24 protein-coding genes are annotated in these 20,778 nt (G+C 66.2%); 16 read left to right on the top strand and 8 right to left on the bottom strand.

Features of this window, described 5'->3' with window-relative positions; all coding sequences use genetic code 11:
* Window positions 1-17: 17 nt before the first annotated feature.
* The 4 genes from EV641_RS01585 to EV641_RS01570 all read left to right on the top strand — a co-directional run bounded on the left by EV641_RS01585 (window position 18) and on the right by EV641_RS01570 (window position 2,901).
* On the top strand, window positions 18-503 hold the full coding sequence (locus EV641_RS01585) for a CinA family protein (protein WP_241996736.1): 486 nt from the start codon (window positions 18-20) through the stop codon (window positions 501-503).
* Between the two features lie 102 nt (window positions 504-605).
* Window positions 606-1,034: a helix-turn-helix transcriptional regulator gene (locus EV641_RS01580; protein ID WP_132470367.1), complete on the top strand. Its 429-nt coding sequence runs from the start codon at window positions 606-608 to the stop codon at window positions 1,032-1,034.
* A gap of 208 nt (window positions 1,035-1,242) precedes the next feature.
* Window positions 1,243-2,055 (top strand): PspA/IM30 family protein, encoded by an 813-nt coding sequence (locus EV641_RS01575; protein WP_132470365.1) that lies wholly within the window; start codon window positions 1,243-1,245, stop codon window positions 2,053-2,055.
* A 36-nt stretch (window positions 2,056-2,091) separates the two neighbouring features.
* A complete protein-coding gene (locus EV641_RS01570; protein WP_132470362.1) occupies window positions 2,092-2,901 on the top strand; it encodes a hypothetical protein in 810 nt (269 codons plus the stop codon).
* Between the two features lie 54 nt (window positions 2,902-2,955).
* Here EV641_RS01570 and EV641_RS01565 read toward each other — a convergent pair whose 3' ends face one another.
* From EV641_RS01565 to EV641_RS01555, 3 genes are read right to left on the bottom strand one after another with little or no spacing between them, the layout of a single operon-like run.
* Entirely contained in the window at window positions 2,956-3,561 is a 606-nt protein-coding gene (locus tag EV641_RS01565; RefSeq protein ID WP_132470359.1) for an energy-coupling factor transporter transmembrane protein EcfT, read from the bottom strand.
* The gene (locus tag EV641_RS01560; protein WP_132470356.1) at window positions 3,558-4,238 is read right to left on the bottom strand and encodes an ABC transporter ATP-binding protein; all 681 of its coding nucleotides are present in this window, start codon (window positions 4,236-4,238) and stop codon (window positions 3,558-3,560) included. The genes EV641_RS01565 and EV641_RS01560 overlap by 4 nt, the downstream gene beginning before the upstream one ends.
* A gap of 15 nt (window positions 4,239-4,253) precedes the next feature.
* Window positions 4,254-4,850 carry a biotin transporter BioY gene (locus tag EV641_RS01555; protein ID WP_054718942.1) on the bottom strand — a complete coding sequence of 199 codons (597 nt, stop codon included), beginning with the start codon at window positions 4,848-4,850 and terminating at the stop codon, window positions 4,254-4,256.
* 246 nt (window positions 4,851-5,096) lie between these two features.
* Between EV641_RS01555 and EV641_RS29375 the strand changes: the two genes are divergently transcribed.
* The 8 genes from EV641_RS29375 to recX all read left to right on the top strand — a co-directional run bounded on the left by EV641_RS29375 (window position 5,097) and on the right by recX (window position 11,731).
* Window positions 5,097-5,273, top strand: a complete 177-nt coding sequence (locus tag EV641_RS29375) for a hypothetical protein (RefSeq protein WP_169688772.1) — start codon at window positions 5,097-5,099, stop codon at window positions 5,271-5,273.
* 22 nt (window positions 5,274-5,295) lie between these two features.
* Window positions 5,296-6,018: a PIG-L deacetylase family protein gene (locus tag EV641_RS01550; RefSeq protein WP_132470354.1), complete on the top strand. Its 723-nt coding sequence runs from the start codon at window positions 5,296-5,298 to the stop codon at window positions 6,016-6,018.
* A gap of 73 nt (window positions 6,019-6,091) precedes the next feature.
* Window positions 6,092-7,237 (top strand): nucleotide disphospho-sugar-binding domain-containing protein, encoded by a 1,146-nt coding sequence (locus tag EV641_RS01545; protein WP_199233093.1) that lies wholly within the window; start codon window positions 6,092-6,094, stop codon window positions 7,235-7,237.
* Between the two features lie 59 nt (window positions 7,238-7,296).
* Window positions 7,297-7,491: a DUF3046 domain-containing protein gene (locus EV641_RS01540; protein ID WP_054714978.1), complete on the top strand. Its 195-nt coding sequence runs from the start codon at window positions 7,297-7,299 to the stop codon at window positions 7,489-7,491.
* 191 nt (window positions 7,492-7,682) lie between these two features.
* Complete coding sequence (gene recA, locus EV641_RS01535; protein WP_132470351.1) at window positions 7,683-9,818, top strand: intein-containing recombinase RecA; 2,136 nt, start codon at window positions 7,683-7,685, stop codon at window positions 9,816-9,818.
* Window positions 9,819-9,954: 136 nt separating this feature from the next.
* A complete protein-coding gene (locus EV641_RS01530; RefSeq protein ID WP_054714970.1) occupies window positions 9,955-10,440 on the top strand; it encodes a hypothetical protein in 486 nt (161 codons plus the stop codon).
* A 33-nt stretch (window positions 10,441-10,473) separates the two neighbouring features.
* Window positions 10,474-11,106, top strand: coding sequence for a GDSL-type esterase/lipase family protein (locus EV641_RS01525; protein WP_054714968.1), 633 nt, complete (start codon window positions 10,474-10,476; stop codon window positions 11,104-11,106).
* 10 nt (window positions 11,107-11,116) lie between these two features.
* Window positions 11,117-11,731 (top strand): recombination regulator RecX, encoded by a 615-nt coding sequence (gene recX / locus EV641_RS01520; RefSeq protein ID WP_132470348.1) that lies wholly within the window; start codon window positions 11,117-11,119, stop codon window positions 11,729-11,731.
* A gap of 17 nt (window positions 11,732-11,748) precedes the next feature.
* On the opposite strand, the gene EV641_RS01515 is transcribed toward recX, so the two are convergent.
* The 4 genes from EV641_RS01515 to EV641_RS01500 form a co-directional block, all read right to left on the bottom strand.
* On the bottom strand, window positions 11,749-12,654 hold the full coding sequence (locus EV641_RS01515) for an amino acid ABC transporter permease (RefSeq protein ID WP_054714965.1): 906 nt from the start codon (window positions 12,652-12,654) through the stop codon (window positions 11,749-11,751).
* Window positions 12,651-13,331, bottom strand: a complete 681-nt coding sequence (locus tag EV641_RS01510) for an amino acid ABC transporter permease (protein ID WP_132470345.1) — start codon at window positions 13,329-13,331, stop codon at window positions 12,651-12,653. Before EV641_RS01510 ends, EV641_RS01515 begins: the two co-directional genes overlap by 4 nt.
* 104 nt (window positions 13,332-13,435) lie before the next feature.
* The gene (locus EV641_RS01505) at window positions 13,436-14,269 is read right to left on the bottom strand and encodes a glutamate ABC transporter substrate-binding protein (protein ID WP_132470342.1); all 834 of its coding nucleotides are present in this window, start codon (window positions 14,267-14,269) and stop codon (window positions 13,436-13,438) included.
* Between the two features lie 47 nt (window positions 14,270-14,316).
* Window positions 14,317-15,045, bottom strand: a complete 729-nt coding sequence (locus EV641_RS01500; protein WP_054714974.1) for an amino acid ABC transporter ATP-binding protein — start codon at window positions 15,043-15,045, stop codon at window positions 14,317-14,319.
* Between the two features lie 271 nt (window positions 15,046-15,316).
* Between EV641_RS01500 and miaB the strand changes: the two genes are divergently transcribed.
* Both miaB and EV641_RS01490 read left to right on the top strand, forming a co-directional pair.
* Entirely contained in the window at window positions 15,317-16,846 is a 1,530-nt protein-coding gene (gene miaB, locus EV641_RS01495) for a tRNA (N6-isopentenyl adenosine(37)-C2)-methylthiotransferase MiaB (protein WP_132470339.1), read from the top strand.
* Window positions 16,834-17,466 carry a hypothetical protein gene (locus EV641_RS01490; RefSeq protein WP_132470336.1) on the top strand — a complete coding sequence of 211 codons (633 nt, stop codon included), beginning with the start codon at window positions 16,834-16,836 and terminating at the stop codon, window positions 17,464-17,466. The genes miaB and EV641_RS01490 overlap by 13 nt, the downstream gene beginning before the upstream one ends.
* 80 nt (window positions 17,467-17,546) lie before the next feature.
* Here the strand turns inward: EV641_RS01490 and EV641_RS01485 are convergent, their stop codons facing one another.
* Window positions 17,547-18,962, bottom strand: a complete 1,416-nt coding sequence (locus tag EV641_RS01485) for a DUF349 domain-containing protein (RefSeq protein ID WP_132470333.1) — start codon at window positions 18,960-18,962, stop codon at window positions 17,547-17,549.
* A 140-nt stretch (window positions 18,963-19,102) separates the two neighbouring features.
* Here EV641_RS01485 and EV641_RS01480 point away from each other — a divergent pair, with 140 nt between their 5' ends.
* Window positions 19,103-19,834, top strand: coding sequence for a class III extradiol dioxygenase subunit B-like domain-containing protein (locus tag EV641_RS01480; RefSeq protein ID WP_241996734.1), 732 nt, complete (start codon window positions 19,103-19,105; stop codon window positions 19,832-19,834).
* Complete coding sequence (gene miaA / locus EV641_RS01475; RefSeq protein ID WP_132470330.1) at window positions 19,831-20,775, top strand: tRNA (adenosine(37)-N6)-dimethylallyltransferase MiaA; 945 nt, start codon at window positions 19,831-19,833, stop codon at window positions 20,773-20,775. Before EV641_RS01480 ends, miaA begins: the two co-directional genes overlap by 4 nt.
* The last annotated feature ends 3 nt before the right edge of the window (window positions 20,776-20,778 follow it).

Below are 20,778 nucleotides of genomic sequence, written 5' to 3'. Positions count from 1 at the left end.
AGGGCGGGGACCCTCTGGTGGCGGCCACCCGTGCGCGGGAACTCGTCGCGGCCCTGGCAGTGCGTGGGGAGACGGTGGCGACCGCGGAGTCGCTGACCGCCGGGTTGCTCTCGGCCGCAATCGCTGGTGTTCCGGGGGCGAGTGCGGTCCTACGTGGAGGATTGGTTGTCTACGCGACCGATCTCAAGGCGACACTCGCCGGTGCGCAAGCCGAGCAGTTGGCTCTCGACGGTCCGGTGGCGGCTTCGACCGCCGCTGCGCTCGCCGAGGGTGCGCTGCGGCGATGCGATGCGACGTGGGGCGTCGGGCTCACGGGTGTCGCCGGTCCCGACGACCAGGACGGGCATCCTCCGGGAACCCTGTTTCTCGGGATCAGCGGACCGACCGGGACCTGCGTCACGCGACCGGAAGTCGGCGGCGATCGATGGCAGATCAGGCTCGGAGCGGTCGAAGCGGCCGTGTCGGGGCTACTCACGCGCTTGGGTTCTTCGTCGGCGTTGTAATGTCTGTGCACCGCGGTATTCGAAGTCCGGAGGATGCCCGGGAACCTCGCGAGCGGGTCGCGCGTTGACGAGGTGTAGGCACGACGGACGAAGGAGGATGCGATGGCGCTGTTGTTGCGTGAGGCACTCGGTGACAGCCTTCGGCGCACCCGTGTTTCGCAGAGCCGCACCCTGCGTGAAGTGTCCAGCAGCGCCCGGGTCAGCCTCGGTTATCTCTCGGAGGTCGAACGAGGGCGGAAGGAGGCGTCGAGCGAGTTGCTCGCCGCCATCTGCGACGCACTCGACGTACCCCTGTCCGACGTGCTTTTCGACGTCAGCGAGTCGCTTGCGGATCGGACTCTGCAGCACGCCGGCGCGGACGTCGTGATGCCGGGTACGTATGCGGGCTCGGATGCGGCGCACTCCGAGTCGGAGACGGTTGACGCCGCCCTGCTGACCCAGGACCCGCTGCTTGCCCAGGATTCGCTCATCACGCAGGAGACCCGCGTGGTGATTCCGGCACCTGCGGCGCGGGCGCTCGCTGCGGCCTAACATGGATCACGACCGTGTCGGCCTCGCCGGATACGGACGAAAGCGACATAGCGTGGGTCACCGTCCGGGGGGTGGCCCAAGTCGCCAGGTGGGATCGTCGGACCGGTCGAGGCGAAGGTGACCGGCACGACGGACCGGAACCGGTGTGCGAGGGTCGCGCACCGGGTCGCGTTCGGCGCGGCGTACAGATGGAGGCGGGATCACACCCATGGCTAATCCGTTCGTCAAGGGTTGGAAGTACCTCATGGCGCTCTTCAACTCCAAGATCGATGAGAAGGCCGATCCGAAGGTCCAGATTCAGCAGGCGATCGAAGACGCACAGCGTCAGCACCAGGCCCTGTCGCAGCAGGCAGCATCCGTGATCGGCAATCAGCGCCAGCTGGAGATGAAGCTGAACCGGCAGCTGGACGAGGTCGAGAAGCTGAACGCGAGTGCTCGCCAGGCCGTGATGATGGCCGACCAGGCCAGCAACACAGGCGATACGGAGAAGGCGATCCAGTACACGAATGCAGCGGAGGCATTCGCTGCGCAGCTCGTCACCGCTGAACAGTCGGTCGAGGATCTGAAGGTCCTGCACGATCAGTCACTGCAAGCAGCGGCGCAGGCCAAGAAGGCCGTCGAGCAGAACGCCATGGCGCTCCAGCAGAAGGTGGCGGAGCGCACCAAGCTGCTCAGCCAGCTCGAGCAGGCGAAGATGCAGGAACGCGTCAGCGAATCGCTGCGGTCCATGGACTCGACGCTGTCCGCGCCGGGCACCACTCCGAGCCTTGATGCCGTGCGGGAGAAGATCGAGCAGCGCTACGCTACCGCGCTGGGTTCGGCCGAACTCGCGCAGAACTCGGTACAGGGCCGCATGCTCGAGGTACAGCAAGCGACCGTCCAGATGGCGGGCCACAGTCGTCTCGAACAGATCCGTGCCTCCATGAAGGGCGACGCCCTGCCGGGCGGCGCACCGGCGAGTCCCGCTGTCAACACCGCCAAGGAACCGCCTAACGCTGCAGGCTCCGCCGGGGCCCAGTAGTCGCTCGACCCTCCATCGACGCGGAACTCGGAAAGCATGAGCACACCCGACGACGGCCGGACCGGAACGACTACCGGTCCGGCCGTCGCCGCGCTCCGAGACGTGACCGACGCGGCGGTGGACGTCGCGCGTCGATGGCGCGACCCCGCAGCGAAGCTACGACGTAAGAAGCGCCGCGCCCGTCGGAGCGCCGGGTTCTTCGGCGCGACGGCCGGAACATGGGGTATCGGTACCGCAACTCTGGTCGCGGCATCGGCCCCCGATTGGACGATCGTGGCCACCGGCGGCGCGACAGCAGCCTTCGCGGTGCCCGCGGTGTTCGCGCTGCGCCGGTTCCGCCGGCTCGCCTCAGTACCTCTTCCACCTGAGCTTCCGCCGCGCCGGTCGCTGCCGCCGGTGGGATCGGTGGCCCGAGCGGCAATGGAACGGCTGTCGAGCAATGAGCAGGGCCTCGCACGATTGCTCGCAGTCGTGTCGAAGTCCGGTGCTGTCGCAGGCGACGACCTCGCGGAGATCGGGGAGGCCGCGCGGTCGGCGTCGTCTGCGCTGGGCAGCGTGGTCGAAGACATCGTGGCCCTCGAATCGGCGGCTCGGGCCAGTGCGGCGGCGGGCGTTCACCTGGGTCCCGCCATCACGGCAGCGGGTGAGCAGCTCGACGCGGGCGTCGATCAATACGAACATCTCGTCTCCGCTGCTGCGAAACTCGCGGCAGCACCCGAAGGCACCCGGTCGATGGCGCTACTCGACCGGCAGCGCTCCGAACTCATCGACGCGTCGGATCGGCTCGAGAGCTGGGCGCAGTCCTGGCGGGAGATCGAGCAGATCCACCAGCGTCACCGGCACTGAACTGAGAGTTCATTTCGCGAGAATCGGCCACGAGAAATCGGGCACGCACCTCTGTCAGTCGTCGATACCGCGTGCAGCGAGTGCCTCACCCATGGCCTCTGCGGTCATGAGTGCGCCCACCACGACAGGCACCACCAGAGCCCGCAACGAGAAACCCAGCCCCCGTGCCTTGCGCGCCTCGGTGACCCGCGCGACCATCGAGGCCAGGAGCGGAATGCAGCGGATCGTCATCACGAGGACGAGACCCACTCGATCGGGATCCACTCCCACCCGGCGAAGCGGTCGCACTCCCGAGACAATCGCGTCGAGCATGTCCGTCATGCGGGTGGTCAGCGTGATCAGCAGGGCGAAGGCGATCGCCAGAAACAGTGATCCGCAGATCACCACGGCACGTTCCCATCCCGCCACGATCACCTGGAACACCGCGATGATCGCGAGCATCCACAGCAGTGGCCGCAACTGCGTCACGGCGAGGCGTACCGGGATCCGGGCGAGGGCGTAGGTACCCGCGACGACGACCGCGCAGGGAAGGACCTGCCACGGTTGCCGGATCCACAGGGTCATGGCCACGATCGCGAGTGCGACGACGATGAGCTTCACCCCCGCCGGCATGCGATGCAGCGGCGAGTTCCCAGGATGGTGCAGGCCGACGATGCTCACCCGATCAGGTCCCGGTAGTACGCGATCGCCGGGTCCGGTACGTCGTCGGCGACGATCCGGCCGGAATCGACGACGAGGACCCGATCGAAATCGCCGAGCAGATCGAGGTGGTGGGTCACGACGACCAATTGTTGATCGAGGCTCGCGAACGTCCGAGCGATCAGCTTGGTGTTGCGCAGGTCGAGCAGGGTGGTGGGTTCGTCGGCGACCAGGACCTGCGGGTCCGTGACCATGATCGCCGCGAGCGCGAGCAATTGTTTCTGGCCACCCGACAGGAGATGACTCGGGTGATCGTGATGCGCAGCGAGACCGAAGTCGTCGAGCACCTGCCGGACCCGCATAGCCCGCTCGGTCTTACCGAGCGGGCTACGCCGCAAGGAGAACGCGACGTCTTCTGCGACCGTCGGCATCACGATCTGATGATCCGGATCGGTGAAGACGAATCCCACGTGTTTGCGGACCTCGCGCCCCTTGCGGTCGGTGTCCAGTCCGTCGACGGTCACCGAACCTGAGGTGGGGACGACCAACCCGTTGATCATCCGTGCGAGCGTCGACTTCCCACTGCCGTTCGCGCCGACGATGCCGATGCGCTGTTCGGTGAGGATGAGGTTCACGTCGTCGAGGACGGCGCGCTCACCGTAGGCGTGGCGGACCTGCTGGAAACGAATCTCGCTCATCGGGTCGTGCAGCGATCAGTGTGCGGGGTCGGCCGTGGGCGCAGGTCGGATCGGGGACATCAGCAGGGCCGGGTAGGCCCGATGGACCTGGGCAGCCACCGCGGCGGCTACGACGGCCTTGAAGAGGTCGCCCGGGAGGAACGCGACGTTGGCTGCGGCCGCGGCCCACACGGTCAGATCGGTTCGCAGCACCATCCCGGCGATTCCGAACACGTACAGCACCACGATGCCACCGAGCACATTGACCGCAATGCCCGGCAGAAGGCGATAACGGGGGAGCATGCGGGCGCTGAGCCAACCGATGACCGCGACGGCCGGAATCCAGCCGATCAGGAAGCCTGCTGTCGGTCCGGCGAGCGAGGTGAGTGTGGTCCGTCCCCCCGCGAGTACCGGCAGCGCAAGACCCAGCAGAATCACGGTCGAGACCGACAGCATGCCCTTACGTGCACCGAGCAGCGCGCCGGCGAGCATCACGCCGAGAGTCTGCAGGGTGATGGGGACACCCGAGGACCCGATCGTGATCTGGCCCGGCAGGCCGAGCGCGATGATGAGGGCGGCGAACACCGCGATCTGTGCCAGGTCGCGGGCGGGGGTAGGGCGGCTCGGGGACACGTTCACTCAGCTTCCGACAGTCGACTTCCGAATAGAGGACCAAACCCGTCGAGCGTAGGCGGATACGGACGGATTCGCACCACCGCCCTGGGTGAACGCGGACCCCGAGAGGTGCCCCAGGGTTCTGCGGGTATCCCCTGATCTTTCCCTGATTTATGCTCTGAGCTGGTGTTTTATCGACGTTGTCGTGCCAGGATCGTGTGAGTACGACACGGAACGTGCTCAGGCACGAGGCGGGAGAAGACGATGTTCTGGAAGATTGTCGGTGTAGTGGTGCTCGTGTGGATCGGACTTGCGGTGATCGGCGCAGTGTTCGACCACCTCTTCGGGATCCTGGTGCTGGGTGCGATCGCGTTCGGCGGTTACATGCTGTACAAGGCCATCTCCGGAGGAAATCGGCGCGACGACATCACGAGGGTCTGATCCGGACCGCATAGTGGAACGTATGGAACACGTGCCGGAGGACTGGACGCGGGGAATCGTCGTCGTCGCGCATCCCGACGACATCGAGTACGGAGCCGCTGCGGCGGTGGCCCGGTGGACTCGGCAGGGCAAGGACATCCGGTATGTCCTCGCCACCAGCGGTGAGGCGGGGATAGCGGGCCTGCCGCCCGCGGAGTGCGGTCCGCTCCGGGAGGAAGAGGAACGGGCATCGGCGGCGATCGTCGGCGTCGAGACCGTCGAGTTCCTCGGATACCCGGACGGGCGACTCGTCGCCGGACCGGATCTGCGGCGTGACGTGGCGGCGGCGATCCGACGGCATCGGCCCGAGATGGTGGTCACCGCGAATTTCGGGCTCACGTGGTTTCCCGGAGCGCTGAACAGTGCCGATCATCGCGCGTTGGGCCTGAGTGTGCTCGACGCCGTGTCCGATGCGGCCAACGAATGGATCTTCCCGGAACTCACCGAGGAACAGGGACTGGCGCCGTGGTCGGGAGTGCGGTGGGCAGCGGTCAACCTCCCGGGCGCATCGCACGCGGTCGATGTCACCGACACCGTCGACGTGGCGGTGGAGTCGCTCGCCGCGCATCGCCGGTATCTCGAGGCGCTTTCCGGTACGGACGTCGTGGAGCAGGCCCGAGCGCAGGTCGAGATGGCGACGGAGTCGCTGCCCGGGTTTCCGGCGCCTCGCGCCGTGGGCTTCGACCTCTATACTTTCTCCGGCTAGACCTGGAGGCCGGCGTCGGCGACCGAGGTGACCGCCTGCTCCGGTGAGCACGATCGTGTGGCAGTCTGGGCCGATGCGAGTGGCAGTGGTGGCCGGGCCCGATGCAGGACACGCGTTTCCGGCCATTGCGCTGAGCAAGCGGTTCGTCGATGCCGGTCACGAAGCGGTGCTCTTCACCGGCGAACGCTGGTTCGACATCGGCGTGCCCGGGGTCACGGTGGCGCCGCTCGACGGGCTGACGCCGAGAGCCGACGACGACGACGGCGATGCCGGTGCGAAGATTCATGCGCGGGCCGCGCACATCGCGACCCTCCTGCTGCCCGGTCTCAGCGCGCTTCTGCCGGATCTTGTCGTCTCCGACGTCATCACCGCGGGAGGCGGAATGGCTGCCGAGCGGCTCGGGATCCCGTGGGTCGAGTTGTCTCCGCACCCGTTGTACTTGCCGTCGCGCGGCCTGCCCCCCATCGGTAGCGGGCTCGAGCCCGGGACGGGACTCCGCGGGCGGGCACGCGATGCGGTGTTGCGCGGACTCACGGCGCGGTCGTTGAAGCAGGGAAAACGCCAGCGTTCCGCTGCGCGCGTCGGGATCGGTCTCCCGGCACAGGATCCGGGGCCGAACGCGAGACTCGTCGCGACCGTGCCTGCCCTCGAGGTGCCGCGGCCGGATTGGCCGTCGAACGCACACGTCGTCGGCCCGTTGCATTGGGAGCCGACCTGCGCCGTTCTCGAACCGCCTCCGGGTGACGGCCCTCTTGTGATGGTCGCGCCGTCGACTGCGGCCACCGGAGTCGTCGGGATGCTCGACGCGGTGTGCGAGGGGCTGGGCGGGCTGGGGATGCGTGTCGTTGCCACGATGCTCGACCCGCCCGCGAATGTGCTCCCGGAATGGGCGGTGGCAGGGCAGGGTCGCCAGGATGTCCTTCTCCGTGATGTCGATGTCGTGGTCTGCGGTGGCGGGCACGGGATGCTCGCCAAGGCCTTGAGCGCAGGGGTGCCGGCTGTGATCGTGCCGGGTGGGGGCGATCAGTGGGAACTCGCGAACCGGGCTGCGCGGCAGGGGAGCGCAGTGGTGGTCCGGCCCCTCGACGCCGCGGCGGTCCGGGACGCGGTCACAGGTGTCCTGGCGGAACCGAGGTTCACCGAGGCGGCCCGTCGCGCCGCCGACACGGCGACGGACGTGCAGGATCCCGTCGCGGTGTGCCTGGGTGCAGTTCACTGACGGCCGTGCCGGCCTCGACGCCGCTGCATGCAGTTCGCTCGGGCCGTTACGGTGGTGGCGTGCGATTGACCGAGTTCCACGAGATGGTCCGAGACGAATTCGGGCAGGTGTACGGCGATGCGCTGTTGCGTGACCACATACTGCTCGAGTTGGGCGGGCGCACCGCCGCCCAGGCGATCGAAGCAGGTCGGGAGCCTCGTGAGGTGTGGCGGGCGCTGTGTGAGGAGTTCGACGTGCCCGCTGTACGTCGTTGATCGAACACATTTTGCATGTATTCGAACAAACGTTCCCCTATGCTGGGGGTGTTCGGCGGTGAAGTGCGTCTGTCCACAGGCGCCGCGTTCATCCACAGATCAGGCGGCTCCGCAGTCGTGGCAGCGAAAGTGTCGGTGCCCGGATATAGCGTCGTCGGCAAGCAGGACGAGACACGATGAAGGGGACCAAGATGGCAGCACAGGCACACGATCGCGAGAAGGCGCTCGAGCTCGCCCTGGCGCAGATCGACAAGAATTTCGGCAAGGGTTCGGTGATGCGTCTGGGGGAGGAGGCGCGTGCTCCCATTGCCGTGATCCCGACCGGGTCGATCGCGCTCGACGTAGCCCTCGGTATCGGTGGTCTGCCGCGCGGCCGAGTGGTCGAGATCTATGGCCCGGAATCTTCGGGTAAGACCACGGTCGCGCTCCACGCGGTGGCCAACGCTCAGGCTGCCGGCGGTATCGCCGCATTCATCGACGCGGAGCACGCCCTCGACCCGGAGTATGCGCGCAAGCTCGGGGTCGACACCGACGCCCTGCTCGTGTCGCAGCCGGACACCGGCGAGCAGGCGCTCGAGATCGCCGACATGTTGATCCGCTCCGGCGCGCTCGACATCCTCGTCATCGACTCGGTCGCAGCCCTCGTGCCGCGCGCCGAGATCGAAGGCGAGATGGGCGACAGTCACGTCGGCCTGCAGGCCCGGCTCATGAGTCAGGCGTTGCGCAAGATGACGGGTGCGCTCAGCAACTCCGGCACCACCGCCATCTTCATCAACCAGCTGCGTGAAAAAATCGGCGTGATGTTCGGCTGCTTCAACTACTCCACGAGGGTGCAGTTGGCCGACGGCACGACCGAGAAGATCGGCAAGATCGTCAATCAGAAGATGGACGTCGAGGTCATGTCCTACGACCCCGACACCGACAAGATCGTGGCTCGTCGCATCGTCAATTGGTTCGACAACGGCCCGGCCGACCACTTCCTGCAGTTCACCGTCGAGAAGTCCGGCGGCAACGGTCGTTCCCAGTTCGCGGCCACACCGAACCATCTCATCCGGACCCCCGGCGGCTGGACGCACGCCGGCGAGATCATCGCGGGCGACCGTGTTCTCGCCATGGAGCCGCACCGTCTGAGTGACCAGCAGTTCGAGGTTGTTCTCGGCTCGTTGCTGGGCGACGGCAACCTGTCGCCGAACCGTCGAGACCGCAACGGTGTTCGTTTCCGGTTGGGCCACGGCGCGCAGCAGCACGAGTACCTCGACTGGAAGACCGAGCTCCTCGGCAACATCGACCATTCGACGCACATCAACGACAAGGGCGCCAAGTTCGTCGATTTCACCCCGCTGCCCGAACTCGCCGAACTGCAGCGCGCGGTGTATCTCGGCGACGGCAAGAAGTTCCTGTCCGAGGAGTACCTGAAGGCGCTCACCCCGCTGTCTCTCGCGGTCTGGTACATGGATTACGGCTCGTTCTCCGTGCGCTCGAAAGGGCTCCAGCAGAGAACTGTGGGTGGCAGCGGGAGAATCGAGATCTGCGTCGAGGCATTCAGTGAAGGCTCCCGTGTGCGGTTGCGCGATTACCTGCGCGACACTCATGATCTCGACGTGAAGCTCCGCAGCGCAGGTGCCGCTGGCGCGGCATACCTGACGTTCACCACCGAGTCGAGCATCAAGTTCCAGGAGATTGTGGCTCCGCACATGGCTCCGTCCATGGAATACAAGTTGCTGCCCCGCTTCCGTGGTCTCGGTACGGTGACGCCGCAGTTCGTCGAGTCCACGCAACGTCTGGTGCCCGCGCGGGTGCTCGATGTCCACGTCAAGCCCGAAACCCGCTCGATGCACCGGTTCGATATCGAGGTCGAGGGCAACCACAACTATTTCGTCGACGGCGTCATGGTGCACAATTCTCCTGAAACGACCACGGGTGGTAAGGCTTTGAAGTTCTATGCCTCCGTCCGGCTGGACGTCCGACGCATCGAGACACTCAAGGACGGCGGAGACGCGGTCGGTAACCGCACCCGCGTCAAGGTCGTCAAGAACAAGGTGTCGCCGCCGTTCAAGCAGGCGGAGTTCGACATCCTCTACGGGCAGGGCATCAGCAAGGAGGGCTCGCTGATCGACATGGGTGTCGAGCATGGCTTCATCCGAAAGTCCGGGTCCTGGTACACGTACGAAGGTGATCAGCTCGGTCAGGGCAAGGAGAACGCCCGCAAGTTCCTGCTCGAGAACACCGACATCCGCGATGAGGTCGAGAAGAAGATCAAGGAGAAGCTCGGTATCGGTGCAGTTCTGACCGACCCCGACGCAGCAGAAGAAGAGGCCGACTTCTAGCCGCCGGCATCAGTCCTGGGGAGGCACGGGCCATTGGTCCGTGCCTCCCTCATGTCCGACACGGGCGTGTCCGGGCAGGCGCGACAGTTCGGACAAGCGCTGCGGAAGTTGATCTCGAAAAGTAGTCTTCGGTCTTGTGGAAACACGACATTCAGCAAGGATCGCCGTCCTGGCCGGATTGAGCGCCGCAACGATTCTCGGTGCCACCGGGACCGCAGCCGCTGATCACACCGACTACATGATCGTTCCCGGCCACACGCACACCCTCGGTGAAGGCAACGATCCGCTGTGCGCCGGCCAGATCACTACGAGTATCCGATCTCCTCACGATCATCCCGGCGCCGCGCTGGTGTCGATGACATTCGCGCCCTACCTCGGGACGGCGAGCGGAGGAAAGCCGACGTGCGCCGTGACCGCGTTGGTGAACTGGAACAACCTCGATACCGGCGCTTCGGGTTCGGTTTCGGAGTACATAGTGAACCATTCGAGGGGGCTCGCGCCGAGTCGTCAGGACGGCGGATACGTGGATATCCCCACGGGGCCGGGGCGAGTCCTGTTCTCCGTCGCCACCACGAGTCTGCACCACGTCGTTCCAGCGCCCCTCGAGGTGTTCGTTCCCTGAGCGCTCCACCGATCGTCTGGCAGCATCGGTGGGATGACGGTGCGTCCCATACGGTTGTGTGTCTTCGGTGATTCCTTCGTCGCGGGTGTCGGGGACCCGACGCATCGCGGTTGGGTGGGCAGAGTCGCCGAGTATGTACTCGGCGAGTTGTCCATCGACCTCACTGTCTACAATCTCGGCGTCAGGCGCGACACGTCCTCCGATGTGGGGGAGCGTTGGCACCGCGAAGCGCTCGCGCGGTTTTCCGACGAGTGCGACAACCGGGTGGTCGTGTCTTTCGGCGTCAACGACACGACATTGCAGGACGGCTCATATCGTGTCGAGCCTGACGAGTCCGAATCCAATCTCGCCGCGATCCTCGACCGGGCAGCGTCCCACGGATGGGCGACACTCGTGGTCGGGCCGCCACCGATCGCAGACCAGCGGCAGAATGTGAGCACCGCCGTCCTCGACGAGCGGTTCGCCCTGCTGTGCCAGGGGCGCGCTGTGCCCTACATCCACACGTTTTCGCATCTTGCCGGCGTGACGTCGTGGACGCGGGAAGCGGCGCAGGGGGATGGTGCGCACCCGGGTGCACGGGGCTACGCCGACCTCGCCGACCTCGTGTGCGCAGACATCACTGCCTGGCTCGGCATGCCCGCGGATTCGGTCGGTGGCCGCGTCTAGGGTTCTCACCATGGACGATCCTGAAGATGTCGGACCATCCGAACCTGCGACGGCCGGCGCATCCGGTGGTCGCCGACGTCGTGTTCGGCCCGAACCCGGAGGCGGTACAGAAGCGCAGGCCAAGGACGCATGTCTGAGGCTTCTCACCGATCGGGCCCGGAGTCGCGCCGAACTCGCCACCAAACTCGAGCAGAGGGGCTTCACAGCCGAGGTGGCCGAGCGTACTCTCGATCGCCTCACCGAGGTCGGGTTGATCGACGACGCCGACTTCGCCCAGCAGTGGGTGCGCTCGCGGCATCTGTACTCGGGGAAGGGTAAGCGTGCGATAGCACTGGAGTTGCGTCGTAAGGGCATCGACCAGCAGGACGCGGCCGATGCTCTCGACACGATCGACAGTGCATCCGAACGAGACCGGGCAGTAGAACTGGTCAGGAAGAAACTCCGCACTCAGGCGCCGTTGCCCACGGAGGGCGACCGTCGTGAGATCGCAGCCGTACGCGACAAGGTGGTGCGGCGCCTCGTCGGGATGCTCGCCCGTCGCGGTTATGCGCAGGGAATGGCCTTCGAGGTGGTCCGCGACGAACTCGCGGCCTTCGAAGCCGACGCGAATGAACCACTCGACTGAACTTTCCGCTCGTCACTTCACCGAGGGGGCCCGGTGATGTCCATCCCGGGCACTGCCGCCACGGGGACCGGGGCATCGGGCTCACCGCCGACGCCGGGAGCTCTGCGCCGACTGGACCGCATCCGCTTCTCGAGCCATGTCGCGAATCGGGTCAACGCACTGTTGAGGATGATCATGATCGCAGCCACCACCAGCAAGGACGGCAGGTAGTTCTGGAAGTAGGCGCCGAGCTGCTGACCCGACCGCACCACTTCGACGTAACCGATGAGATAGCCGAGTGCGGAGTCCTTGAGCGCGATCACCATCTGCGAGACGATCGCCGGCAGCATCACGGTCACCGCCTGCGGCAGGAGGATCAGCCGCATGGTCTGGCCCTTGCGCAGACCGATGGCAGATGCTGCTTCGGTCTGGCCCTTCGGCAGTGAGTTGATACCTGCGCGCACGATCTCGGCGATCACGGAACCGTTGTAGAGAGTCAGGCCGGTCACGACTGCGGCGAGTGCCAGGTAATCGGACTTGAACAGGCGGTACTCGGCGAACACCTGGTACGCGAAGATCATCAGGATGAGGACGGGGATCGCGCGGAACAGTTCGACGATGAACCCGGACACCATCCGAACGGGGCGATGCTCGGACATGCGCCCGATACCCAGTACCGCGCCCAGAATCAAGGCGAGCACGATCGACAGCGCGGCAGCGACGAGTGTGCCTCGGATGCCGGGGATCAAATATGTCGTCCAGCTCGACGACTCGAGGAACGGCTCCCATTTCGCTGCAGTGAGCTGGCCTTGGGAGTCCAGTGCGCGGTACACGACGTATGCGATGACCAGGAGAACGACGGCTACGACGACGGACAGCGCACGGTAGAGCGCGCGCGCCTTCGGACCGGGAGCGTCGTAGAGAACAGTGCCTTCCGAACTCATCGGGCTACCTCGAATCGCTTGCTGAGCCAGCCGAACAGCAGGCCGGTCGGGAGGGTCAGGATGACGAAGCCCAAGGCGAAGATTCCGCCGATGACGAAGATCGCCGCCTCGTTCTCGATCATCGTCTTCATCAGCAGCGACGCCTCGGCCACACCGATCACCGACGCGATGGTCGAGTTCTTGGTGAGGGCGATGAGCACGGAACCGAGCGGTGCGATGACCGCGCGGAACGCCTGCGGCAGCACGATGACCCGGAGATTCTGGCCGAACGTCAGGCCCAGGGAGCGACCTGCTTCGGACTGTCCGAGGTGGACGGTGTTGATACCGGAGCGTAACGACTCGCATACGAAGGCGGCGGTGTAGACGGTCAAGCCGAGAACCGCGAGACGGAAGTTGTTGTCCACCAAGAATGTGGGCGACGACTGCGGTGCGAGATGGATCTGGAGGGTCTGCGACAACCCGAACAGGCAGAAGATGATGATCAGGGTCAGTGGTGTGTTTCGGAAGATCGTCACGTATGCGGTTCCGACTGCCCGGGCGACGGGGATCGGTGACACCCGCATGGCGGCGAGGATTGTGCCGAGGATCAGCGAACCGATCGCGGACAACACCGTCAGCTGGATTGTCGTCCAGAATGCCTCGAGCAGCTGACTGCCGTACTTGCTGAACAGATCCACAGGTCAACTCCGGGATCGACGGGACGGGACTGTGAGGGGTGGAACCGGCCGGTCCGTGAACTCGTCACGAACCGGCCGGTCGAACCTCGGGACGCGGAGTCGGATCAGTACCGATCGACGGTCGGCGGATCCGGCAGCGGGTATCCGGATGCACCGACGGTGGCCTCGAAGGCCTCCGCCCAGGCTCCGCTGGCGATCATTTCCTCGATCGCATCGTTGATGGCAGTGCGTGACGCGTCGTCGCCCTGGGCCAGGCCGATGCCGTACAGCTCCTCGGTGAACGGCTCACCGACCACCTTGAAGTCACCGGGGCTCTGCGCTGCGTAACCGGCGAGGATGATGTCGTCGGTGGTCACCGCATCGACTGCACCGTTGCGCAGGGCCTCGACGCATGCGGAGTAGGTGTCGAACTCCTGCAACTGCACATCCTGTGCGTAGGTGTCCTTGACGTTCTGTGCCGGCGTCGACCCCGTCACCGAGCACAGGCGTTTGCCGCCGTTGAGCGATTCCGGACCGGTGATATCGGCTTCGTCGGAGCGCACCAGCAGCGACTGGCCCGCGATGAAGTACGGACCCGCGAAATCGACCTTCTCCTTGCGGGCGTCGGTGATCGAGTAGGTTGCGACGATGTAGTCGACCTCGCCGTTCTGGATCAGCGTTTCGCGCTGAGCCGACGGCGACTCCTTGAACTCGATGTTCTCCTCGGATACTCCGAGTTGGCCGGCCACATACTTGGCGACCTCGACATCGAATCCGCTGAACGTGCCGTCAGGGTTTCGGAGGCCGAGTCCGGGCTGGTCGAATTTGATGCCCACCACGAGGTTTCCGTTCTCGGCGGAGGACGTGACACTGCGTGATTCGTCGCCACCGCACGCTGTGGCGGCGAGAGCGACGGCGATCGCGCCGATGCCCAGGCGGATCGAGCGAGAGATTTTCATCGAGGACCTCCGGTTGTGGTGTTCGATCGGGCTGTCGTGGAGAGGCGCTAATGGCTGAGGATCTTGCCGAGGAAATCCTTGGCCCGATCGGATGCCGGAGCGGTGAAGAACGTGGTGGGGTCGGTGTCCTCGACGATGCGGCCGTCGGCCATGAACAGCACTCGGTCCCCGGCCTTGCGGGCGAAGCCCATCTCGTGGGTGACGACGACCATCGTCATCCCCTCCTTGGCGAGTGAGGTCATCACGTCGAGAACCTCCTGGACCATCTCGGGGTCGAGTGCCGAGGTGGGCTCGTCGAACAGCATCACCTTCGGATTCATGGCCAGTGCGCGGGCGATCGCGACACGTTGCTGCTGACCGCCGGACAGCTGTGCGGGGTACTTGTCGGCCTGGTTCGCGATACCCACGCGTTCGAGCAACTGCAGAGCGCTCTTCTGTGCCGCGTCCTTCTTCTGCTTGCGGACCTTGAGTGGGCCCAGCATCACGTTCTCGAGGATCGTCTTGTGCGCGAAGAGGTTGAACGACTGGAACACCATGCCGACGTCGGCGCGCAGTGCTGCCAGGGCCTTGCCTTCGGCCGGGAGGGTCTTGCCGTCGACCTGGATCTCGCCGGAGTCGATCGGCTCGAGCCGGTTGATGGTCCGGCACAGTGTGGACTTTCCGGATCCCGACGGGCCGACCACGATGACCACCTGGCCACTCGGAACCTCGATGTCGATGTCCTGGAGGACATGCAGAGCACCGAAGTGCTTGTTCACGTTCGTCATCGTGATCATCGGGGGCGCGCCGGCCGATTTCCCGGTACCGGCCACTGCGCCTGTACCGCCCGAGTCCTCCGAGGGCTTCGCCGAACCCGCGTCCGCTGGTGTCATGATCAAGACCCTATGCGGTCGCTGTCCGGAACCTCCACATTTCGTCCCATCGACATTCAACTTTTACAGCAACGGGGTGACGAGACCGGACCGTCGCCTTCCCGGCCGTCGGCGCGGCGCGGCGGACACGGTCACCGCTGGGACGGTCGGTTATTCTCGTGAGCTACCCTGAGACGTGTCATTGATCGACGATGTTGCCCCGAACACAGGTGCCCGGACCTACGAGGTCCGCACCTACGGCTGCCAGATGAACGTGCACGATTCGGAGCGTTTGTCCGGCCTGTTGGAAGACGCCGGATTCACCCGCGCCGAGCCCGGCGGGTCGCCCGACCTGGTCGTCTTCAACACGTGCGCGGTTCGCGAGAACGCCGACAACAAGCTGTACGGCAATCTGAGCCATCTCCGGCCGGTCAAGGACGAGAACCCGAACATGCAGATCGCGGTCGGGGGTTGTCTCGCGCAGAAGGATCGCGCCACCGTCGTCAAGAAGGCTCCGTGGGTCGATGTCGTGTTCGGCACCCACAACATCGGCAACCTCCCGGCGCTCCTCGACCGTGCACGCCACAATCGGAAGGCCGAGGTCGAGATCCTCGAGTCGCTCGAAGCATTCCCTTCGACGCTTCCGGCGAAGCGCGAGTCACCCTACGCGGGCTGGGTGTCGATCTCGGTCGGATGCAACAACACGTGCACCTTCTGTATCGTGCCGGCCCTGCGCGGCAAAGAGGTCGACCGCCGACCCGGTGACATCCTCGCCGAGGTACAGGCACTCGTCGACGAGGGTGTACTCGAAGTGACACTGCTCGGGCAGAACGTCAACTCGTACGGGCGCTCCTTCGCCGATCCGGAACAGCCCCGCGACCGCGGTGCGTTCGCGTCGCTGCTCCGCGCGTGCGGCGACATCGACGGGCTCGAACGCGTGCGGTTCACCTCGCCACATCCCGCGGAGTTCACCGACGACGTCATCGAAGCGATGGCATCGACGCCCAACGTCTGTCCGCAGCTCCACATGCCGCTGCAGTCGGGCAGCGACAGGATCCTGCGGGCGATGCGCCGCTCGTATCGCAAAGAGAAGTTCCTCGGCATCATCGAGCGGGTCCGTGCAGCCATGCCGCACGCGGCGATCACCACCGACATCATCGTCGGATTTCCCGGCGAGACCGAAGAGGACTTCCAGGACACCCTCGACGTCGTCGAGAAGGCGCGATTCACCAGTGCTTTCACGTTCCAGTACTCCAAGCGACCCGGCACACCCGCGGCCGAGATGGACGAGCAGCTCCCGAAGGCTGTCGTGCAGGAGCGGTACGAGCGGCTGATCGCGCTGCAGGAGCGCATCACCCTCGAAGAGAACCGCATGCTCGTAGGTACCGAAGTCGAACTTCTCGTGGCGGCCGGTGAAGGCCGAAAGAACGCGGCAACCGCCCGAATGAGCGGACGCGCGCGCGACGGGCGTCTCGTGCACTTCCGGCCCGAAGGCAACATCGACACCGCGGTTCGGCCCGGCGACATCGTCACGATCGTCGTCAGCGATGCCGCGCCGCATCATCTCGTCGCCGACAACCCGATCCTCACCCACCGCCGCACCCGTGCGGGCGATCACTTCGAACAGGGGCGCCTGCCCAAGACGAAACCGATCGGTGTGGGACTCGGCCTGCCGAGCATCGGTGCCCCTGATCCTCTACCGACACAGATGGGATGCAACGCATGACCACGGGCGAGAACAGTCCGAACACCCACACGGGCACGGATGGTGACACCGACCGGCTGAGCGACCACGGACTCAGGGAGGCCCGCGCCGACCTCGAGGCAGCCGAACGCAGGATCGCAGGTGAGATCGACCCCGGAACCCGCGCGATGTTCGTCGCCGTCGCGGTGCTCGTGCTGCTCGGTTCGTTCAGCCTCCCGCACGCCGGTGCCGCCAACGGGTGGGAGGTGCTCTCGTTCGCCTCCGACGCGACGGCAGAATCGATTGCGCTTCCGTCCCGAATCTTCACCTGGCTCGCGCTCGGCTTCGGGGCGGTCGCCTCGATTCTCGCGCTCGTGACCCGAAAGTGGTTCCTGGCGTGGGCCGCGGCCGCCGGCTCTGCTGTGTCGATCATCTTCGGGTTGCTCACGGTGTGGTCACGTCAGACGCTCCCTGTCGACTCCGCCGCGTCCGGACCCGGAGTCGGGCTGTTCCTCGGCTGGCTTGCCGTGATGGTCCTGACCTTCCACTGGGTCCGCGTGGCCTGGTCCCGTACGTCCGCGCAGCTCGCAGCCGAGGCCGAATTGCGACGTGTAGCCGAGGAGGACGACCGTCGGGGAATGTTCGGTGGCCATCTGAAATAGGCCGCCCACAGACACGAGACGAGCCCCGTTCGTTCCGGCCGGCCGGCACGAACGGGGCTCGTCCTTACTCCGCGAGGCGGTCAGCGTTCTCCGACGGCGCTTTCCGCCGCTTCCGCCCACTCCCGCCATTGTGCAGCCTGGGCGAGCGCCGCATCGGCGTCCTTGGTGCGGCCCTTCGCCTGGGCCTTTTCCGCTTGTTCCTCGAACTGCTGGACTCGTTCGCGGAACTGGGCAGCGCGGGCCAGGGCTTCGGGGTCGGTCCGCCGCCACTCACTGTCGGATACCTCACGGACCCGCTTCTCGATCGCGCGGAGGCGGGCCTCGAGATCGTGCATCCGGTCGCGGGGAACCTTGCCGATCGCCTCCCACCGCTCCTGCAACTCGCGCAGCCGGGTACGCGCCGCCTCCAGATCGGCCGCTGGGTCGATGGTCGACGCCGACTCGAGCAGAGCCTCCTTGGCGCGGGCGTTGTCCTCGAACTCGGCGTCGCGCTCGGCGGATGCGGCGTTGCGCGCGGCGAAGAAGACGTCCTGCGCGCCCTTGAAGCGCTTCCACAACTGGTCGTCGGCTTCGCGCGGGGCACGTCCCGACGCCTTCCACTCGGCCAGCAGATCGCGGAATGCTGCGGCGGTCGCTCCCCAATCGGTCGAGTCCTGCATTGCCTCGGCGCGCGCGACCAGTTCTTCCTTCTTGGTCTTCGCGGAGGCACGTTCACGATCGAGTTCGGCGAAGTGAGCGCCGCGACGACGGTTGAATGCCTCTCGCGCCTTCGAATACCGGCGCCACAGCACGTCGTCGGTCTTGCGGTCGACACCGCGGATCGACTTCCACTCGTCGAGGATCTCCCGCAGGCGGTCGCCCGCGGCCTTCCAGTGGGTCGAGTCGGCGCCGATCTCCTCGGCCTCAGCCGCGAGCGCCTCCTTGCGGGCGGTGGCCTCTGCGCGGTGCTGTTCCTTCTCCTGTTTCTGGGCGACCGCCGCCTTCTCGGACTCCTCGACCACCCCGGTGAGCCGTGTCGAGAGCGCGTCCAGGTCGCCGATCACTGCAGCGGTCGGCAACGACTCGAGCAGGGCCTCGGCTGCCGCCCGGGTCTTCTTGGCATCGCCGGAGCCGGACGTCAGACGCGTCTCCAACAGTGCGACTTCAGTGGCGAGATCGTCGTAACGCCGACCGAAATGCTCCAGGCCTTCGGCGGCGTTGCCCGCCTGCCACGAACCGATGCACCGCTCACCCTCGGCAGTCAGGACCCACGCGGTGCCGTCCTCGTCGACACGCCCGAACTTGCTCGGATCGCTCGCCGGCACTGAGGGGGCGTGCGGATGTGTCTGTCCCGGGACCGGATGAGGCTTGGGCGCATGCTCCGACGCGGTCGTATGCTCGGTCGGGGCGGGCCTCGGCGCACCCGGGCGTGGGGCTCCCGGCTTCGGGGGACCAGGACGCGGCGGTGTGCCGGACACCTGCTCTGGCGTCGGGTCCTGTGCGTTCGGGTCGGTCATCGCTACCTCATCTCTGCCGCGCGGCACGGCTGCCTGATCGCATCGCTTACCGCAGGTCCGGTCACGGGCATCCGTGATCACGTCCGCCCCCTATTGAAACAGGTCGCGCGCCTGCGGGGCTCCGGGTCCGGTCGACTACCGTGGCCGATGTGTTGATCGCTGCGGTGTTCATGCCTTCCCCACCTCTTCTCGTGCCCGAATTGATCGGGCTCGCCGCTTCCGAGACCGACGACCTCCGGCGCGCTGTACTCGACGCGGCGAGCCGGATCGGCGACGTCGACGAATGGATCGTGGTGGGCACCGGAGCAGACTCCGCGGAAGTCCCGTCCGACGCGGTGGGCACCTTCCGCGGATTCGGTGCCGACGTCCGGGTTGCGCTCGGCCCCGCAGCAGATGAGACCCCTGGAACACCGGATGCCGACATGCCGCTGGCCGCACTGGTCGCCGGATGGCTCCGCGAGCGTGCAGCGCCCGGTGCGCGCGCCGAGGTGCACGTCCTCGCCCGAGACACGGACCCGGCCGACTGCGCGCAACTGGGCAAGACACTGCGAACACGTCTCGATGCCGATACGACGCGACGCGGGTTGCTCATCGTCGCCGACGGCGCCGCAACACTGACAGCGAAGGCGCCCGGCGCACTCGACGAGAGATCTGCCGCGGTCGAGGAGAGCCTGCGCGCAGCACTCGCGGCCGGAGATCCACACGGACTCGCCGCGTTCGACGCCGTGCTGTGCGAGGAGATCGCACTCGCGGGGCGTGCCGCGTGGCAGGTCCTCGCAGGGATATTCACCCAGCCCCCGTCCGAGGCGACGATCGAGTACAGCGCCGCACCGTACGGTGTGGGGTACCACGTGGGAATCTGGCGCCCGTGAGCACTCCGGGGCATCACCGCCCGATTGCTGTCGTAGGTCCGACCGCGACAGGGAAGTCGGATCTCGGTCTGGACCTCGCCGAAGCCCTCGGAGGCGAGATCGTCAACATCGACGCGATGCAGCAGTACCGCGGCATGGACATCGGCACCGCGAAACTGCCGGTAGGCGAGCGACGCGGGATTCCGCACCACCAACTGGACGTCCTCGATGTCACCGAAACCGCGACAGTCGCGCGTTACCAGGAGGCCGCGACCGCCGACGTCGAGCGCATCCTCGCGTCCGGCCGGGTGCCGGTTGTCGTCGGCGGGTCGATGATGTACGTGCAGTCCCTGCTCGACGAGTGGCAGTTCCCCGCGACCGACCCCGAGGTCCGCGCGAAGTGGGAATCCGTTCTCGCCGACGGGGGAGTGTCCGCTGTGCACGAGGCGCTGCGCTGCGCCGACCCCGCTGCGGCCGCCACGATCCTGCCCACGGACGGACGCCGCATGGTCCGTGCGTTGGAAGTCGTCGAACTGACCGGTCTTCCCTTCGCGGCGTCGCAACCGACCGTCGGCGACCCACGATGGGACACGCTGATCCTGGGCGTCGACCGCGACACGACAGATCTGGACGAGCGCATCGAGAAGCGCACCGATCTCATGTTCGAACTCGGACTCGTCGACGAGGTACGTGCACTGATCGAACTCGGACTACGTGATGGCGTGACAGCACGCCGCGCGATCGGATACGCACAGGTTCTCGAGTATCTGGAGGGCGAGTGCGACCTCGACTACGCCCGCGAGCGGACGTTCATCGGTACCCGGCGGTACGTCCGGCGGCAGCGCTCGTGGTTCCGCCGCGACCACCGGATCCACTGGCTCGACGGCGCCGATCCGAATCTCGCTGCCGAAGCGCTGCGGATCGTCGAGTCCTGCGGCGGCGAGCAGCGGGGCTCTCGCTAAGGT

It is taken from the genome of Rhodococcus sp. SMB37, assembly GCF_004345605.1.
Lineage (GTDB): Bacteria > Actinomycetota > Actinomycetes > Mycobacteriales > Mycobacteriaceae > Rhodococcus.
This window is presented reverse-complemented; position numbering and strand designations above follow the sequence as displayed.

Bases quoted from the DNA above. Each gene is read 5' to 3' on its own strand.
- EV641_RS29375 (WP_169688772.1), top strand. From the start codon at position 5,097: ATGTTCTGGAAGATTGTCGGTGTAGTGGTGCTCGTGTGGATCGGACTT.
- EV641_RS01545 (WP_199233093.1), top strand. From the start codon at position 6,092: ATGCGAGTGGCAGTGGTGGCCGGGCCCGATGCAGGACACGCGTTTCCG.
- EV641_RS01515 (WP_054714965.1), bottom strand. From the start codon at position 12,654: ATGAGTTCGGAAGGCACTGTTCTCTACGACGCTCCCGGTCCGAAGGCG.
- recA (WP_132470351.1), top strand. From the start codon at position 7,683: ATGGCAGCACAGGCACACGATCGCGAGAAGGCGCTCGAGCTCGCCCTG.
- EV641_RS01505 (WP_132470342.1), bottom strand. From the start codon at position 14,269: ATGAAAATCTCTCGCTCGATCCGCCTGGGCATCGGCGCGATCGCCGTC.
- recX (WP_132470348.1), top strand. From the start codon at position 11,117: ATGGACGATCCTGAAGATGTCGGACCATCCGAACCTGCGACGGCCGGC.
- EV641_RS01575 (WP_132470365.1), top strand. From the start codon at position 1,243: ATGGCTAATCCGTTCGTCAAGGGTTGGAAGTACCTCATGGCGCTCTTC.
- EV641_RS01500 (WP_054714974.1), bottom strand. From the start codon at position 15,045: ATGATCACGATGACGAACGTGAACAAGCACTTCGGTGCTCTGCATGTC.
- EV641_RS01550 (WP_132470354.1), top strand. From the start codon at position 5,296: ATGGAACACGTGCCGGAGGACTGGACGCGGGGAATCGTCGTCGTCGCG.
- EV641_RS01525 (WP_054714968.1), top strand. From the start codon at position 10,474: ATGACGGTGCGTCCCATACGGTTGTGTGTCTTCGGTGATTCCTTCGTC.
- EV641_RS01490 (WP_132470336.1), top strand. From the start codon at position 16,834: ATGCAACGCATGACCACGGGCGAGAACAGTCCGAACACCCACACGGGC.
- EV641_RS01580 (WP_132470367.1), top strand. From the start codon at position 606: ATGGCGCTGTTGTTGCGTGAGGCACTCGGTGACAGCCTTCGGCGCACC.
- EV641_RS01560 (WP_132470356.1), bottom strand. From the start codon at position 4,238: ATGAGCGAGATTCGTTTCCAGCAGGTCCGCCACGCCTACGGTGAGCGC.
- EV641_RS01485 (WP_132470333.1), bottom strand. From the start codon at position 18,962: ATGACCGACCCGAACGCACAGGACCCGACGCCAGAGCAGGTGTCCGGC.
- EV641_RS01570 (WP_132470362.1), top strand. From the start codon at position 2,092: ATGAGCACACCCGACGACGGCCGGACCGGAACGACTACCGGTCCGGCC.